General features: G+C 28.7%; 18 protein-coding genes. 17 read left to right on the plus strand and 1 reads right to left on the minus strand.

Annotated elements, in window-relative coordinates:
- The first annotated feature begins 73 nt into the window (after positions 1 to 73).
- Positions 74 to 1,156 carry an NAD/NADP octopine/nopaline dehydrogenase family protein gene (locus E6771_RS12645; RefSeq protein ID WP_316091699.1) on the plus strand — a complete coding sequence of 361 codons (1,083 nt, stop codon included), beginning with the start codon at positions 74 to 76 and terminating at the stop codon, positions 1,154 to 1,156.
- Entirely contained in the window at positions 1,146 to 1,724 is a 579-nt protein-coding gene (locus tag E6771_RS12650) for a flavin reductase family protein (protein WP_316091701.1), read from the plus strand. Before E6771_RS12645 ends, E6771_RS12650 begins: the two co-directional genes overlap by 11 nt.
- A 198-nt stretch (positions 1,725 to 1,922) precedes the next feature.
- Here the strand turns inward: E6771_RS12650 and E6771_RS12655 are convergent, their stop codons facing one another.
- Positions 1,923 to 2,333, minus strand: a complete 411-nt coding sequence (locus E6771_RS12655; RefSeq protein WP_316091702.1) for a hypothetical protein — start codon at positions 2,331 to 2,333, stop codon at positions 1,923 to 1,925.
- A gap of 496 nt (positions 2,334 to 2,829) precedes the next feature.
- Here E6771_RS12655 and E6771_RS12660 point away from each other — a divergent pair, with 496 nt between their 5' ends.
- The 15 genes from E6771_RS12660 (at position 2,830) to E6771_RS12730 (ending at position 14,926) form a co-directional block, all read left to right on the plus strand.
- Positions 2,830 to 3,708 carry a phosphate ABC transporter substrate-binding protein gene (locus E6771_RS12660; protein WP_316091703.1) on the plus strand — a complete coding sequence of 293 codons (879 nt, stop codon included), beginning with the start codon at positions 2,830 to 2,832 and terminating at the stop codon, positions 3,706 to 3,708.
- Positions 3,709 to 3,778: 70 nt separating this feature from the next.
- Entirely contained in the window at positions 3,779 to 4,645 is an 867-nt protein-coding gene (pstC, locus tag E6771_RS12665; protein WP_316091704.1) for a phosphate ABC transporter permease subunit PstC, read from the plus strand.
- A 9-nt stretch (positions 4,646 to 4,654) separates the two neighbouring features.
- Complete coding sequence (locus tag E6771_RS12670) at positions 4,655 to 5,476, plus strand: PstA family ABC transporter permease (RefSeq protein WP_316091705.1); 822 nt, start codon at positions 4,655 to 4,657, stop codon at positions 5,474 to 5,476.
- Positions 5,477 to 5,480: 4 nt separating this feature from the next.
- The gene (gene pstB, locus E6771_RS12675; RefSeq protein ID WP_316091706.1) at positions 5,481 to 6,230 is read left to right on the plus strand and encodes a phosphate ABC transporter ATP-binding protein PstB; all 750 of its coding nucleotides are present in this window, start codon (positions 5,481 to 5,483) and stop codon (positions 6,228 to 6,230) included.
- A 68-nt stretch (positions 6,231 to 6,298) separates the two neighbouring features.
- Complete coding sequence (locus tag E6771_RS12680) at positions 6,299 to 7,075, plus strand: LexA family protein (protein ID WP_316091707.1); 777 nt, start codon at positions 6,299 to 6,301, stop codon at positions 7,073 to 7,075.
- A gap of 300 nt (positions 7,076 to 7,375) precedes the next feature.
- A complete protein-coding gene (locus tag E6771_RS12685) occupies positions 7,376 to 7,570 on the plus strand; it encodes a hypothetical protein (protein WP_316091709.1) in 195 nt (64 codons plus the stop codon).
- A 74-nt stretch (positions 7,571 to 7,644) separates the two neighbouring features.
- Positions 7,645 to 7,968: a hypothetical protein gene (locus tag E6771_RS12690; RefSeq protein WP_316091710.1), complete on the plus strand. Its 324-nt coding sequence runs from the start codon at positions 7,645 to 7,647 to the stop codon at positions 7,966 to 7,968.
- Complete coding sequence (locus E6771_RS12695) at positions 7,965 to 8,234, plus strand: hypothetical protein (protein ID WP_316091711.1); 270 nt, start codon at positions 7,965 to 7,967, stop codon at positions 8,232 to 8,234. The genes E6771_RS12690 and E6771_RS12695 overlap by 4 nt, the downstream gene beginning before the upstream one ends.
- Before the next feature lie 13 nt (positions 8,235 to 8,247).
- Positions 8,248 to 8,652, plus strand: coding sequence for a hypothetical protein (locus E6771_RS12700; RefSeq protein ID WP_008696781.1), 405 nt, complete (start codon positions 8,248 to 8,250; stop codon positions 8,650 to 8,652).
- A gap of 14 nt (positions 8,653 to 8,666) precedes the next feature.
- On the plus strand, positions 8,667 to 8,969 hold the full coding sequence (locus tag E6771_RS12705; RefSeq protein WP_118005091.1) for a hypothetical protein: 303 nt from the start codon (positions 8,667 to 8,669) through the stop codon (positions 8,967 to 8,969).
- 18 nt (positions 8,970 to 8,987) lie between these two features.
- Positions 8,988 to 9,443 carry a hypothetical protein gene (locus E6771_RS12710; RefSeq protein ID WP_316091713.1) on the plus strand — a complete coding sequence of 152 codons (456 nt, stop codon included), beginning with the start codon at positions 8,988 to 8,990 and terminating at the stop codon, positions 9,441 to 9,443.
- Entirely contained in the window at positions 9,443 to 10,396 is a 954-nt protein-coding gene (locus E6771_RS12715) for a phage tail tube protein (RefSeq protein ID WP_316091714.1), read from the plus strand. Before E6771_RS12710 ends, E6771_RS12715 begins: the two co-directional genes overlap by 1 nt.
- A 23-nt stretch (positions 10,397 to 10,419) precedes the next feature.
- Positions 10,420 to 10,776, plus strand: a complete 357-nt coding sequence (locus E6771_RS12720) for a hypothetical protein (RefSeq protein ID WP_118005088.1) — start codon at positions 10,420 to 10,422, stop codon at positions 10,774 to 10,776.
- A 5-nt stretch (positions 10,777 to 10,781) separates the two neighbouring features.
- Positions 10,782 to 11,078: a hypothetical protein gene (locus E6771_RS12725; RefSeq protein WP_316091715.1), complete on the plus strand. Its 297-nt coding sequence runs from the start codon at positions 10,782 to 10,784 to the stop codon at positions 11,076 to 11,078.
- 14 nt (positions 11,079 to 11,092) lie between these two features.
- Positions 11,093 to 14,926, plus strand: a complete 3,834-nt coding sequence (locus E6771_RS12730; RefSeq protein WP_316091716.1) for a hypothetical protein — start codon at positions 11,093 to 11,095, stop codon at positions 14,924 to 14,926.
- Positions 14,927 to 15,000: the final 74 nt, after the last annotated feature.

A 15,000-nucleotide genomic window follows, 5' to 3' on the forward strand; every position in this document is an offset into this window, starting at 1 on the left:
TAAAATAAAAAAGATTAGATAAGGGAAAAGTTTGTATATAAAAGTATATTGTTAGAAAAGGGGATGAATGGGTATGAAAGAAAAGGTAGCAGTATTAGGTGGAGGAAATGGAGCACATGCAGCTGCAGCAGATATGGCAAGAAGAGGTTTTGAAGTTCATATGTTTGAAGATGAGAAATTTGCTGGAAAAATGCAGAAAGTTTTTGAAACTAGAGAAATAATTCAGCATGGAGTATTGGGAGAAGGAATCGGAAAGCTTTCTATGGTGACTACAGATATAGCTGAAGCTATAAAAGGAGTAAAGTATATAATAATGGCAGTACCAGCATTTGGACATAGCTATTATGCAGATCTTTTAATAGATCATCTGGAAGATGGACAGATAATATTAATTCTAGCAGGAACATTTGGTTCTCTTATTTTCTGGAACAAAATGAAAGAAAAAAATATAAAAAAAGATGTAGCATTTGCTGAAACATATACACTTCCATATGATACAAGATTAATAGGACCTGGAGAATCTATGGTAATGGGAATTCATGAACCTGTTAAAACAGGGGTAATGCCAGCTAAAAAAACAGAAGAAGTATTAAGAGAGTTAAAAAAATTCTATGATGTAGAAGCTGCTGAAAGTGTTATTGAAAGCGGACTATTTACATTGAACCCTGTTGTTCATGTGCCTGGATGTATAATGAATGCTGGAAGAATAGAGCTTATGCAAGGAGAATTCTGGTTCTATAAAGAAGGAATAACTCCATGTGTAGGAAAGGTAACAGAAGCATTAGATGAAGAAAGAATGGAGATAATCAAAAAATTTGGATATAAACCAGTATCAGTAGTTGATTCATTGGCAGCAGCTGGAAGTGTAAAAACTAACATTTATGAAGCTATTACTAAGAATGAGCAGTTTGGAAAAATAAAAGGACCTGATGGGTTAAAAAATAGATACTACACAGAAGATATTCCTTATGGACTAGTAGGGTGGTCAGTACTAGCCGAGCTGGTAGGGATAAAAACACCTATAATGGACTCATTAATTACAATAGGAAGTATAGCTATGGGACAAGATTGCAGAGCTACAGGAAGAAAACCAGAAGAACTGGGGATAGCTGGAATGAATTTAGAACAGATAAAAACATATCTATATGAAGGATAAAAATAAAGAAAACTATAGAAGGAGAGTAGAAAGAATGGCATTTCATGAGATTAAACCAATAGAATTAAATGAGAATACTTTTAAATTATTTTCAAAAGACTGGTTTTTAATGACAGCAGAAAAAGAAGGAAAAGTTAATACTATGACTGTAGGGTGGGGAGGTTTTGGAGTAATGTGGAAAAAGGATGTAGTATTTGTAGCAGTGCGTCCTGAAAGATACACTTATGAATTTTTAGAAGCCTCAGATACATTTTCTTTAACAGTGTTTGATAATAATTATAGAAAGCAGCTTGGATATTGTGGGGTAATATCAGGAAGAGATGAAGATAAGATAGCTAAATGTGGATTTACAGTGGTTCATGATGGAGAAACTCCATATTTTGAAGAGGCAAGAATGAGTTTTACATGCAGAAAATTATGCACTACTCCCCTTAAACAAGAAGATTTTTTAGGAAATGATGAATTTTCAGGAAAATGGTATGGTGGAAAAAATAGTGCAAGTGGAGAAGGTGGAGGATATCATCTTATTTATATAGCTGAAATAGAAAAAATATTAATAAAAGATTAAAGCTTAGAGTTGTAAATGAAATTATTTATTTACAACTCTTTTTTAGTGCAAAAATATATAGAAAGTCTAATATAAATTAAAAAAATGTGGCAAAATATGAAATAAAAATATAGTTATGACTTGAAAGAATTTTAATAAGCTTATATTTAATAAGTTTTTTTATTTGATAAAAAAGAAAAAATTAATTTGAAGAGAATATTAAAATACAATTGAAGCTTTTTTAATATTATCATAATTTTTAATAGTAACAGGTAAAATATGATTTTCAGGAATTACTATTTTTTTATTTAAATTTACAATAGCAGCATATAAGATTTTTCCTTCAGAAACATCAGCTGGAAGTTCAGCTACACAGTTGACAGAGCCAAGAGGACCATTGCTTTTTCCATAGTTATACCACAGCATTGAGCTGAATTTTTCCCATTGAGGAGTTTTTAATTTTTCTGTTAGATTACCAATATTATTTCTAACTTTTTTTAAAAATTCATAATCATTTTTTGTATCTTCATCAAGAGAGTAAAAAATAAAATTGAATTTTACTTTTTCGTTTACATTCTCTGATATTACATAAATATTTGTTTCACACTTTTTAGAAGAAAACCATCCCATAATTTAAACCTCCAGTTTTTATACCATAATAACAGAGAGTTAAAATTATGTCTATACAGCAGTAGTTGCTTTTTGTATATTATACCTTACTTTTTATGTTAAATAAAAAATATTAATATAAAATTATTTATTAAAAGATGCGAAAGATTATGAGAAGATTTCTATAATAGTTGCTAATAGAAAAAATGGGAAAAGTATAAAAGTTATTTTTGAAAAAAGTTGATTATATTCAATTTCTTAAAGAAAGAAATTTTTTATAATATTTTAATAAGTACATAAAAAAGATATTCATAAGAAGGGAACATAATAAACATAGTGAAAGCAAAAAGAAAGATTTACTTAAATTTGATTCTTCTTTGTTTATTGGTTATTTACATTAAAGTTATATATAAATAATTTTATAAAAAAATCAATCTGAGATTTAGAAATTAAGTTGAAAATTATGATATAAATGATATAATAACAAATAAAATTACAAAATTAAGGGGGAACTTAAATGCAAAAAAAATTAATAAAAATGCTTTTGGGAGCTGCAGTATTTGGATTATCTTTTGGAACTTTGACTGCAGAAGAATTTAAAGCACAAATAATGTTCAATGGATCTTCTTCACTAGCTCCTGTTATTTCAAAAATATCTACTGATTTTATAGAGGAAAATGTAACTTGGGATAAAGTAGACCCTAGCTTCCCTAATAAAAATATAGCTATTTATGTATCTTCTGGTGGGTCAGGAGCTGGAGTTAAGAGTGTAATTGAAAAAGTAAGTGATTTTGGAATGGTAGCTAGACAAGTAAAAGACAGTGAAAAAGCTAAATTTCCTGAATACAGAGAGTTTGTAGTAGCATCAGATGCTTTAACAGTATCAGTTAATAATGAAAACCCAATATTAAAATATACAAAAGAGATAGATGGGGAAACTTTAAGAAAAATATTTTCTGGAGAATATAAATACTGGAATGATATAGACAAAAGACTTGAAAAGAAAGAAATCATAGTTGTGACTAGAGATCTTGGCGGAGGAGCTCATGAAGTATTCCAAAATGTAATCATGGGAAAAACTGATGTAAAAGATGATGCTATTCAAGCACCTTCTATGGGAGCTCTGGCAGCAAAATTAGTAGAAAACAAATATGCTATTGGATATGCTTCATTTGGTATGTACAACCAAAATAAAGATAAAATAACTGCATTAGTTGTAGATGGTGCAGCACCAACTGTTGAAAATATTGTATCAGGTACATATAAAATTCAAAGACCTCTATTATTTATTAAAAATGGAGAACCTACTCCTCAGGAAAAAGCATTTATTGATTATATATTTTCAGAAAAAGGAATGGATGCTGTAAGTAAAAGCGGTTATATTCCTGTAAAATAGTAAATGATGTAAGGATGGCTCATTTTTATAAATATTGAGCCATTTTTTATATTTATCAAGGAGGAGAGAAATGCTGTTTTGGAAAAAATATGATAAAATATTTGCTGACATATTAAAAATTGCAGCATTAGTATCTTTTTTTATGATTTCCTTTATAATAATTTTTATATTAAAAGAGAGTCTTCCTCTATTTAAAGAAATTGGATTAAAGGAATTTATTTTAGGAAAAAGATGGAAACCTGTGTCTGCAAGTGGGCAGTATTTAGGAATACTTCCCATTATATCTGCTACTCTTTATGTTTCTTTTACAGCTGTTCTTATTGCACTTCCTGTTGGCATAGGTTGCAGTATTTTTCTTTCATGTGTACTTCCTCTAAGAATCAGAAATATATTAAAACCTTATGTAGATATACTGGCTGGAGTTCCTTCAGTTATCTATGGGTTTATGGGGCTTGTAATAATTGTAAAATTTTTTGAGAACATGGGAATGGCTACAGGAGAAACAGTTCTTGCTGGTGGAATACTTCTTTCTATTATGATACTTCCTTTTATGATATCTGTATGTGAAGAAAATATGGGAGAAACAAAAGAAAGGTACGAAAAAATATCTGATGCAATGGGAGTAGCTAAATGGTATATGGTGAGTGAAATAATACTTCCTCTTTCTTTTAAAAGTATAATCATAAGTATAATATTGTCAATGGGAAGAGCTATGGGAGAAACTATGGCAGTAATGATGGTAATAGGAAATGCTCCTATTTTCCCTAAGTTAATGGGAAAAGCTCAAACTATATCTTCATTGATAGCTCTAGAAATGGGAATGGCAGAGGTAGGAAGTTTACATTATAGTGCTTTGTTTGCTTCAGGATTTATTTTAATGATGATGATATTCTGTATCAATATATTTATAAATTATCTGAAGAAGAAATTTCTCTAGGAGGCTGCCATGAGGCTAAAAGAAAATATAATAAGAATATGGGCATATGGAAGCGGACTTCTAGTAATATTTCTTGTGCTCTATATATTTGGATATATATTTTGGAAGGGATATAATACTATAAACTGGGAATTTATTACAGATGTTCCTAAAGGAATGATACTGGGAACTGAAGGAGGAATAGCCCCAGCTATTATAGGAAGTTTTCTTTCTACAGGTATTGCCTGTGCTATAGCAGGTATCTTTGGAATCTGTACAGGAATACATTTAGAGTTTTATACTGAAAATAAAAAAATAAAAGCAATGATACAGACGATAATACAATGTATGGGAGGAGTCCCTTCAATAGTATTGGGGCTGTTTGGGTATACAATGTTTGTATTGCATTTAGGACTGGGGAGGTCAATAATTTCTGGAGGTCTGACATTGGGGATAATGATATTTCCAGTGGTGGAAACGAGAATAGAAAAAGCATTCAGAGAAGTAGACAAAAATTTAATAAAAGCATCATATTCTATGGGGATATCAAAAGTATATACTATAATGAAAATTGTTATACCACTATGCAGAGACAGAATAATATCAGCTCTTATTTTAGCATTTGGATATGCTGTGGGAGCTACATCTCCAATAATGTTCTGCATGGCTGTAATAAATTCTCCAGTATCCTTTGATATAACAAAACCATCAATGTCTCTTTCATATCATCTGTATATACTTTTGACTCAGGGTATATCCACTGAGAAAGCATATGGAACAGCTTTTGTATTGATGCTGGTATTACTTAGTGTGATTATACTTAGTCAGATACTTTTAAGAAAAAGGAAGTGAAATAGTGGAAAATATATTGGAAATAAAAAATCTTTTTGTATATTATGGAGAAAAGGAAATATTAAAAAATATTAATATGTCTATAAAGAAAAATAAAATAATTTCCATAATAGGCCCTTCTGGTTGTGGAAAATCAACTTTTCTTAAAACTATTAATCGTATGATAAATGATGAAGAAGATTCTAAAGTGGAAGGAGCAATTTTTTTTAATGGAAATAATAGTGCTGATATTGATAAGGAAAAATTAAGAAAAGAAATAGGAATAGTTTTTCAAACTCCATCTCCATTTCCTTTTTCAATATATAAAAATATGACTTATGCACCTATTTATTATGGTATAAAAAATAAAGAAGAACTTGATAAATTGGTAAAAAAGAAATTGGAAGAAGTAGGGCTATATGATGAAGTAAAAAATGATATAAAAAAATCTGCCTTGAAATTGAGTGGAGGACAGCAGCAGAGATTATGTATTGCTAGAAGTCTCAGTGTAGATCCAGAAATATTGCTTTTAGATGAGCCTTGTTCTGCATTGGATATACAAAATACTATGAGGATAGAGGAGCTTCTTCTTAAGCTTGCTGAGAGATATACAATTGTTATAGTTACACACAATCTTTTTCAGGCTAGGAGAATATCTGATTATACAGGTTTTTTCTTAGATGGTCAGTTGATAGAATTTGATACAACAGAAAAAATATTCAATAACCCAGGAGATGAGAGGACTAAAAAATATATTTCAGGTATATTTGGGTAAGCTAAAAATAAAAAACTGTTGACAAATATCAAAACAAATGATTAGATAGTATATAAGGAGGTGTAAATATGGAGAGAATGTTTGAACTGACAGAAAACAAAGCTATGGAACTGGGGAAATTTATAAAAAGTAAAAGAGAGGAACTAGGATATAGTACTAACTATATAGAAACTAATACTGGAATAAATAAGGCAGATTTATCTAGAATTGAAAATGGAAAAAAGAAAAAAATAAACCCAATTTATTTAAAAGAATTATCAAAAATCCTGAAAATAAATCAAATAGAACTATTTAATTTAGCAGGCTTTATAGACGATAAATATCTTAAAAGTAATTTAGACATTAATACAATCAAAGAGATAGAGTTAATGGAAGTTCCATTGTTTGCCAGTGTTTCTGCAGGACTGGGATGTGAAGCTGTTGGAGATCCCATAGATTTTATAATGCTGCCAAAATCTCAAGGAGAAATAATTTCTATAATTGTAAATGGAGATTCAATGGAAGATACAATATATGATGGAGCTATTGTTATAGTAAGAAAAGATATTTTTCCTGAAGTCGGAGAAATTGGAGTTTTTTTGACAAAGGGAACAGAATATCCAGATGGGTTAGTAAAAAGATTAAGGCATAAAAATGGAAAATATGTTTTAGAAAGTGATAATAAAAAATATAAAGATATAGAATTAAAAGATAGTGATATAACAACTTGTGGAAAAGTAATAAATATAATGAATGATACAAATAGAAGATCAAAAGATCCCTTGTTATCTTCTTTAGAGAAGCTTGATATTGAAGAAAGAGCAATGATTGAAAAGCTGATAAAAGGCCTTATAAAAAATAAATAAAAAAATTGTTGACATTTATCAACTGGTAGATTATAATATTTTTATAGATGAACTTTTAAAATTTTTTATCAGCCAAGTTGATAATTGTCAAAGGAAGAGGAATGAAAATTGAATTTTTAGGAATAATGCAGGTGATCTTAATAACATTAAAATTAATTGAAAAAATCAAAATTAGTTGGATAAAAGTTTTTATTCCATTATATATATGGTTTTTTATATTTGTATTTTTAGTGATATTAGAAATTATCAAAAATAGCAGAGATTAATTCAGCTTGTTGGATTCTACTAAAGGAGCAAAATATGAAAAAATATTATCGCTGTACCAAGTGTAATAAATTTTTAGGAGAAATAAAAGATATAGGTGATATCTCATTAAATGGAAAAATAATTATTAAAGATGAGGAAATAATAATAAAATGTTCCTGTGGAGAAATAACAAAAATAGCAGTTGATTTTAAAGCAGTTAAAAAGAATATTAATAAGATTCGCAGTTGAAAGGGTCAGAGTATTTGTATAGGTTATCTATATAAAACTTTGGCCCTTTTTATTATAAAAAAAGGAGGAGAAAAATGATAAGAGGAACAACACCATCAATAGTTTTTTCAACAGATTTAAATACAGAAGATATTTTTGAATGTCATTTGATTATAAAAAGTAAAAATGCAGAACTTATTAAAAAAAAATCAAGTATGAAGTTTAAAGATAATTGTATTATATGTGATTTAACTAAAGAAGACACTTTATTATTTCAACAAAATGGAGATGGGAAAGAACGAATACCTAAACCAGAAGCTGTTTTTTTCCAGCTATATGTCACTTTGAAAGATGGAACTGTATGTGCAACTAAAATAATGAAAAGTGTTGTAAATGCACTATTGGAGGTAGAAGAATGACAGAAGAATTAAAAGATTTGATTGAGGCAAAGTTTAATATTGTGTATTTAGCTGATGAAGGTGAAGGAAAAGATAAAAATTTTATTTTTGAACAAAGTACTCCATCAAAAACTTGGTTAATAAAACACTCTTTAAATAAATATCCAAGTTTAATACTTTTTGACAATGAAGGGAACTTCATGATGTCAGAAATTAAATACATTAATACAGAAGAAATAATTATTAATTTTAACAGTGAAGTGGCAGGAAGGGCAATTTTAAATTAAAAGAGGTGAACTAATGGCAGTAATAAAAATATTATCAGATATTGATTTAAAAGAAGGACAGCTTTTAAATACAAGAATTGAAAATTTATCAACAGACCCTATAGTTAATGTTCCAGGAAAATTATATTACAATACAGAATTAAAAAACATTAAAGTTGGGGATGGAAATAATTGGAAAATTTTAGGAGAAGGCAGTGAAACTTCTGGAATTAAAAAATATAAACAAAATATAGGTGATGGTACAAATAATTATTTTTTAATAAATCATAATCTATCAACAGAAGATATATCAATATCTATTTTTGAGGGAAAAGAATTAGTTATTTGTGATGTTGAAATAAGAGATTTAAATAACATTATTGTAAGAACAGCAGATATTCCAGAAGAGAATTCATTAAAAGTTGTTGTTATTGGATAAAAGGAGAGAAAATTATGACACTAGGAGAAATGAGTGAAAGACTTCAAAAAGCCTTCATAGAAGAATTTAAAACAAGAGAAATTGCTGAAAATAATCTTTCTGTTTATGAAGCTGAAGGGGAAATAATAGTTGGAATAAACAATTTAAAAATACCAGAGGATATATCATTGAAAGAGATGGAGGTGATGAAAGAATTGTATGCAGAATATAAGATTTACACATGTATAGGGCATGAAGTTCTAGCTCAGATAAAACAAAATGATTTTTATAGAGTTATAGAAAGCTTAAAAAAAAGAAAAATTGAATTGAGAGAGTAAAGGAGGTGATTAAAATCAATGACTAAAGCAATAATTAATCCTTATGATTTGTTATATAAAGTTGAAGGATTATTAAAAAATTATTTTGAGTATGATATTGAGATTGGTTTTTTTAAAACAGAGAATCTGATGGAAAAATTTACAACAAATAAAATAGTAATAGAACCACTATCAGATTATGTGGAAAGTGAAGGACTCAGCCCAGCTTTTCAAGTTAAAAATGTGGACTTTATGTATAATGTTCATTTAATAATTAAATCTAAAGCTGGAGATGAAGCTTTTAAAAAATTCTTATCTGAAAGACAGAAAATATTAGAAGTTCTATATAATGATGAATTAATAGGACTTGATACAAGAATACTTTCTCAAAGTATAAAAACTAATTTTAATACTGAAATATCCAAAAAGGTCATGTATGACATTTGGATCTGCACATTTGAAATCACAGCTAAATTAAGAAACAGGAGGAAATAATGAATTTAAAACTTTTAATTGGAGAACAACTTGATGAAAAAACTATGGCAACATCTTTTACAGCTTATCAAAATGCAACTGAGATAAATCTTACACCAAACTTTGGAAAAACAGATTCTGAAGCATTTACAGGATCAGCATACAAAGGAAAATCTTTTGTATCTACAGCAGGAGCTACAGGAAATATTTCATTTGAACTAACTTTAGAAACATTAAAAAATTTATTACCAGCTTTTGGATATACTGTTGTAGTTGGAACTGATCCAATAACAGAAGCTACAATAACTGATATAGCTAAAGCAAATACAAGTGGAAAAATAGAAAAATATTATACACTTATAGAACAAAATTTAGAAGATAATGAAGAAAGAATACTAACAGGATGTCAATTAAATAACGTAACACTGGATATATCACAAGGGGCATACTGTAAACTTACAGCTGATGTTGTTGGATATGCTTATGAATATAAAGACAGTATAACTCATACTGGAACTCCTATTGGAGATATAGATAAACTATTAACATGTATAACTTCTAATATTGAAATGGGAAGTACAGATGTTTCAGCAGAAACTCAAAGTGTTTCAATAGCTATAAATAATAATCTTGAACAAAAATATGGACTAGGTAATAGAAATGCTACTAAAATTACAAGAAATGGATTTATAGAGTCAAATGCAACAGTAACTTTAAATGCATATAATAAAGCTAAATTTAAAGAGGGAATTGAAGCACTTATGGCAAATGATAAAGTTTTATTGACAATAAAAATGGCAGAAAATTTTAATACAGGAGCAGGAATAGTATTTATAAAAATTCCTAATATGAATGTAACATCAGTGGAAATGACTGATAAAAATGCTGGCGGAGGAATGACACAAAATATGGATATATCATATGATATAACAGCAGGAACACCTATGTCATATCTGTTTGGAACTTTAAAATAAGAAAAATGTGGAGGAGATAGATAATGAATATAAAAAAAATAGGAAATGACAAAACATATATTGAGTATAACCCTGTTGTTAACTTTGGAACTAGAATAGGAATCAAAAAAATAGGGGAAAGTACTTTTGTGATTGATGAAAAAGAAAAGACAATAAAATATGGAAGACAAAGTTTTGAAGAAAGTCTAGAATGTTTTGTTTTATGCAAGCAGGTAACAAAGATAGTAGAAAATGGAATAGTTGTTTTTGAAGGGAAAGGGAATTTAAGTACAGAAACACTAGGAAAAGCAGAATATAATTTATTTAATCTTCAAAAAGCATTTGATGAAATTATAAAAAGTCTTCCAACAGCATTAGAGGAAGAAACTGAAAAAAAGTAATGCTGATGGCTTGCAACTATTTTATAGGAGGTAATAGGGGAAGCAAAGTTTCCCCTTTTTTTAAAGAAATTCAAGCTGCAAATAAAAAAATAGAAAGAAATCTTAGATATTTGAAGGTAGATTCAATGACTGGTTATTTTGAAATAAGATTTTTACCACTAGGAGAATCATTAGGTTATGATAATCATCCATTCTATATTATTGAAGATCTTGAATTGATTAAAAACTGCCTGAATGAAGCTGTAAGCTTGAAGAACTCACAAAAGATAACCTCTAAGAAAGACAGCATGAAAAAAAGATGAAGGTGAGGTGAAAAATGACAAATATTGAAAATAATATAGATAAGCGTTTTCAACAATTATCCATAGCTACAAGGCTAACAACCCAAAGTGCTAAAGATGATGCTTTTAAACAAGCTTCAGCAGCTAAAGAAGCTTTTTTAGAAAATATGGAACTTGGAAAAAAGATAGAGTATGCATCACAGCAATTTAGAGTTTTTCAAGTTCAGATAGAAAAAACTGAATTAAGAGTATCTGGTTTAACTTCACAAATAAGGGTTCTAGAAGAAGAATTAAATAAGATTAATTTTAGTAAAGTCTTTGATGCAGGAAATGAAAAAACAGAAACTTATTCAGATAAATTTTTGAATCTATATAAAAAAGCTAAAGATATAGGAGAAATAACTAGTAAAATTATGACAGTGATCCCTATATTAAACTCATTTGCTTCAAGTTTAAATGGTTTAGGTGGTCCAGTACTTGGACTAGTAATAATGGGACTAGAAGAAGTAGCAAGAAGTTATATAGTTTTTAAAAAAGAAGTGGAAGCAGCAACGAAAGCTATGGATACTTCAAAAGGAACTTGGGATCAAAAAAGACAAGCTGTTGAGAAGCAAATTGAAATTTTAAAAAAATATAAAGAATATCAAGATACTAGAAAAATTGATAGAGAAACTAGTATAGGGATAGAAGTTTTAAGTGAACAAGATGAAGAATTAAAAAAATTAATAAAAGAAGCAAAAGAAGCTAAATTACAATTAGATAAAGCCCTTTCATCTTCACAAGATAGTTCAGGAATTAAATACAATATTAAAGAATTGAAACAAAGGAATATTGACTCTAAAGAAAAACTTAATAGTTATCTGAAAGATAAAATAAAAGTTACAGAAGTTGAAGAAGTAGAAATAAAATATAAAATTAAAAAAGAAGATGTTGAAAAGGAATTAACAAAATTTCAAAGTTATATAGATGATTTAAAATTGGGTAAGGTGTGGACTGTAGTACCTGAATTAGAAAAAGAAGGAGATTTTTATGAATTAATAAGGCAATATAAAGAACTTGAAACTCAAACAGGGAAAGCAGTTGAAAAGACAGCTAAATATGAAGAGATTTTAAAAAAATTAGAAGAAAGAAAAGAATTATCAATTCAAGTAAGAGCTTTTTTAGATGAACATGAAATGAAAGAGATTGAAAAAATAAAAGATTTAGCTCCTAATATTTCAGAAGAGAAAATGCAAAAATTACATGAACAATTTCTTTTAATAAAAGAAGATTTTGAAAATCAACTCAATAATGAAAACTTAACTATGGAAGCAAAAGTAAAAATTATAACTAATTTTGAAAAGGATAGAAGAGGGTTAGAATTAAAAGGATATAGAAGTGATGAATCTACTCAAACAGGAATTGAAAATATAAATTATTTAGAACAAGTTTATAATAGAAGTAGGAATACTCCAATAATTAAGCAAGGTAATAGTTTATTAGATGAAATTAAAAAGATAGTAGATGAGTATAAAAAAGCTTTAGCAAGTGTTCCAAAACTAGCTGAAGGGCTTGAATTAACTGAACTAGACCAAGTAAGTTCTAAATTGAGTATCCTTGAAAAGGCATACACTGATTTAATTAATAAGGGTGCTGATGGAATGGCTAAAAAGCTAATTCCAGAAATGGAGAAGCTAAGAAAAGAGACAGAGGAACTAAATAAAGAAGATAAAGTTAGAAATTTATTTAAAGGCTATAGAGAAGAACTTGAAAAATCTCCAACAATAGCTAAAATACTGGGATTAGATGAAGAAGCACAATTAAAACAAAAGATAACAAATCTTAGAAACCTTTTAGTAGGACTATATAATGCTGATGGGACTATTACAGATAAAGCAACTTTTGAAAAATATGAAGCAGAATTAAAAGTGTTATTGGAAGAAGAAGAAGCAGCCAAGAAAATGTCTGAAATGAAAAAGAAAGAAGAAAATGCTATGAAAGACTTAGTAAGTGTAATGAATAACTTTGGAGGCAGTCTTATTGCAATAGGTCAAGGATTAAATAGTACTTTTCTTGAAAATACTGGAAATATGATAAATACTTTTTCATCAATAACAAATGGATTTAATCTTTTTACAGACAAGGGGGGACTTGGGTCCATAACAGGTATGTTTAAAGGTGGAATGGCAGGTTCGGTAAAAGGTCTTGAATCTATAACAGGAGCACTTACAAGCGTTTCAGGAATGATTGCAGGATTTAATGTTGCTAAAGATTTGGTTGGTTCTTTAGATGGAGGCAAGGCTAGAAAGCAAATTGAAGAAAACAATGAAGCCAATAAACAAGCCTTTAAAGAATCCACAGAAGTTCTTTTAACCTTTGTAGAAGCTATAAAATCAAATATAAGCGCTATTAATAGTTATAGTAATTCATTACTTGGATATGCTACTAATAACACTACTTTATCAGGAATAGAAAGGGTGCAAAAGAATTTCGATCTATATATTAATGCAATGGTAGATGAAACAAAAGATTTTGGAACTGTAACAGGACTTGTTAAAAGTAAAGCAAGATATAAATCTTGGTTTAAATCTAAATCAGCTGATACTTATGAAGCTGTAGAAGTTAAAGAAGCAGATATTTTAAAATCTATGGGAATAACTAATACAACTATAGATAATATGGATGAAAATCAATTAAGAGATTTTGCAGAAAAACTTAAAACGACAGGAAGAGGAGATTTATTAATAAGTCTTGTTGATAGTAATTTTGAAGAATGGAAAGAGGGAGTATTTGAATATGTAGCTCAATTAGATAAGTTAAGGGAAGAACAAAATCAGTTACTCAGAAATTCAACTCTTAATGCTTTTGAGGGAATAGATGTATCAAGTTATAAATCTCTTGTTCAGGAATATACTCAAATGTTTGAGGATATGGGATTAAATGCTGATGCATATAAAGATACTATTGAAGAGATGGCAAGAAATGCACAAGTTCTGGTAACAGCTATGCAGGATGTAAGAAGTTCATTTATAGAAGCTTTATCATCAGGAGAAACAAGTGACTTTAGTTCTTCTATGAGTTCATATTTTAAGAAAATTCTTAATAATGCAGCACAAGTAACATATGATGTGGCTTACAGCTCAATAGATGAATATATGACTAAAGAGTTTGAGAAAATATCTGAAAAACTTGTTGATATGAAAAAGAATGGAGTTCTTGATTTTAATGGATTCTGGGATAATTTTAATTTTAATAAGATACTAGAAGCAGATAGAATCACTACAGACTATGAAAAAGTAATAAATGATTTAAGATCACAACTAGAAAACAGAGGATTTTCAAGTTCTCTTATAGATAGTATGCTGCCAGCTACAGAACTTTCAGAAAGAGTAGACAGTATAAAAAGTATGCTGTCAAGTGTTATGTCAGAGGCTTTAAACAATAATTCCTTTGCTTCATTTGAAGAAAGTTTAGGAAACTCTATATATGAAAGTGTAAAAGACAGCTTAATTCAAGCTTTTGTAGATAGTGAAGTATATAGAACATACATGAATCAATTTTACAACATGGACGATATAAAAGAAAAATTATCACAGGCAACAAGTGCACAGCAAGGCTTTGATGTAATGCAGGACTATTTAAAAGATTTAGAATATGAACTTGAAAAAATGGGATTGAATAGAGGAAATGCAGCAAGTGGAAATTCAACAGAGGAGAATACACTTGGGAACTCATATTATCAAGATAGTGGTATTGAATACAACATCACTATTGAACAGCATTTTTCAGGAGTATATGGTTTTGATGCAATGTATGATGTGGCAAAACAAGGTGCAACAGAAGCAATAGAAGAATGGAAAAATCAAGGTAAAGTAATTTCTACAATTTAAATTAAGACATAAAAATAGAACTTTGGCAACTGAATAATCTGAGAGATAAAATAAATAATGAAATTTCCAATATG

The sequence above is a fragment of the Fusobacterium sp. genome (genome assembly GCF_032477075.1).
In the GTDB taxonomy this organism is placed as follows: domain Bacteria; phylum Fusobacteriota; class Fusobacteriia; order Fusobacteriales; family Fusobacteriaceae; genus Fusobacterium_A.

Bases quoted from the DNA above. Each gene is read 5' to 3' on its own strand.
- E6771_RS12660 (WP_316091703.1), top strand. From the start codon at position 2,830: ATGCAAAAAAAATTAATAAAAATGCTTTTGGGAGCTGCAGTATTTGGA.
- E6771_RS12695 (WP_316091711.1), top strand. From the start codon at position 7,965: ATGACAGAAGAATTAAAAGATTTGATTGAGGCAAAGTTTAATATTGTG.
- pstC (WP_316091704.1), top strand. From the start codon at position 3,779: ATGCTGTTTTGGAAAAAATATGATAAAATATTTGCTGACATATTAAAA.
- E6771_RS12680 (WP_316091707.1), top strand. From the start codon at position 6,299: ATGGAGAGAATGTTTGAACTGACAGAAAACAAAGCTATGGAACTGGGG.
- E6771_RS12705 (WP_118005091.1), top strand. From the start codon at position 8,667: ATGACACTAGGAGAAATGAGTGAAAGACTTCAAAAAGCCTTCATAGAA.
- E6771_RS12730 (WP_316091716.1), top strand. From the start codon at position 11,093: ATGACAAATATTGAAAATAATATAGATAAGCGTTTTCAACAATTATCC.
- E6771_RS12645 (WP_316091699.1), top strand. From the start codon at position 74: ATGAAAGAAAAGGTAGCAGTATTAGGTGGAGGAAATGGAGCACATGCA.
- E6771_RS12710 (WP_316091713.1), top strand. From the start codon at position 8,988: ATGACTAAAGCAATAATTAATCCTTATGATTTGTTATATAAAGTTGAA.
- E6771_RS12650 (WP_316091701.1), top strand. From the start codon at position 1,146: ATGAAGGATAAAAATAAAGAAAACTATAGAAGGAGAGTAGAAAGAATG.
- E6771_RS12725 (WP_316091715.1), top strand. From the start codon at position 10,782: ATGGCTTGCAACTATTTTATAGGAGGTAATAGGGGAAGCAAAGTTTCC.
- E6771_RS12690 (WP_316091710.1), top strand. From the start codon at position 7,645: ATGATAAGAGGAACAACACCATCAATAGTTTTTTCAACAGATTTAAAT.
- E6771_RS12715 (WP_316091714.1), top strand. From the start codon at position 9,443: ATGAATTTAAAACTTTTAATTGGAGAACAACTTGATGAAAAAACTATG.
- E6771_RS12685 (WP_316091709.1), top strand. From the start codon at position 7,376: ATGAAAAAATATTATCGCTGTACCAAGTGTAATAAATTTTTAGGAGAA.
- E6771_RS12655 (WP_316091702.1), bottom strand. From the start codon at position 2,333: ATGGGATGGTTTTCTTCTAAAAAGTGTGAAACAAATATTTATGTAATA.
- E6771_RS12670 (WP_316091705.1), top strand. From the start codon at position 4,655: ATGAGGCTAAAAGAAAATATAATAAGAATATGGGCATATGGAAGCGGA.
- E6771_RS12720 (WP_118005088.1), top strand. From the start codon at position 10,420: ATGAATATAAAAAAAATAGGAAATGACAAAACATATATTGAGTATAAC.
- E6771_RS12700 (WP_008696781.1), top strand. From the start codon at position 8,248: ATGGCAGTAATAAAAATATTATCAGATATTGATTTAAAAGAAGGACAG.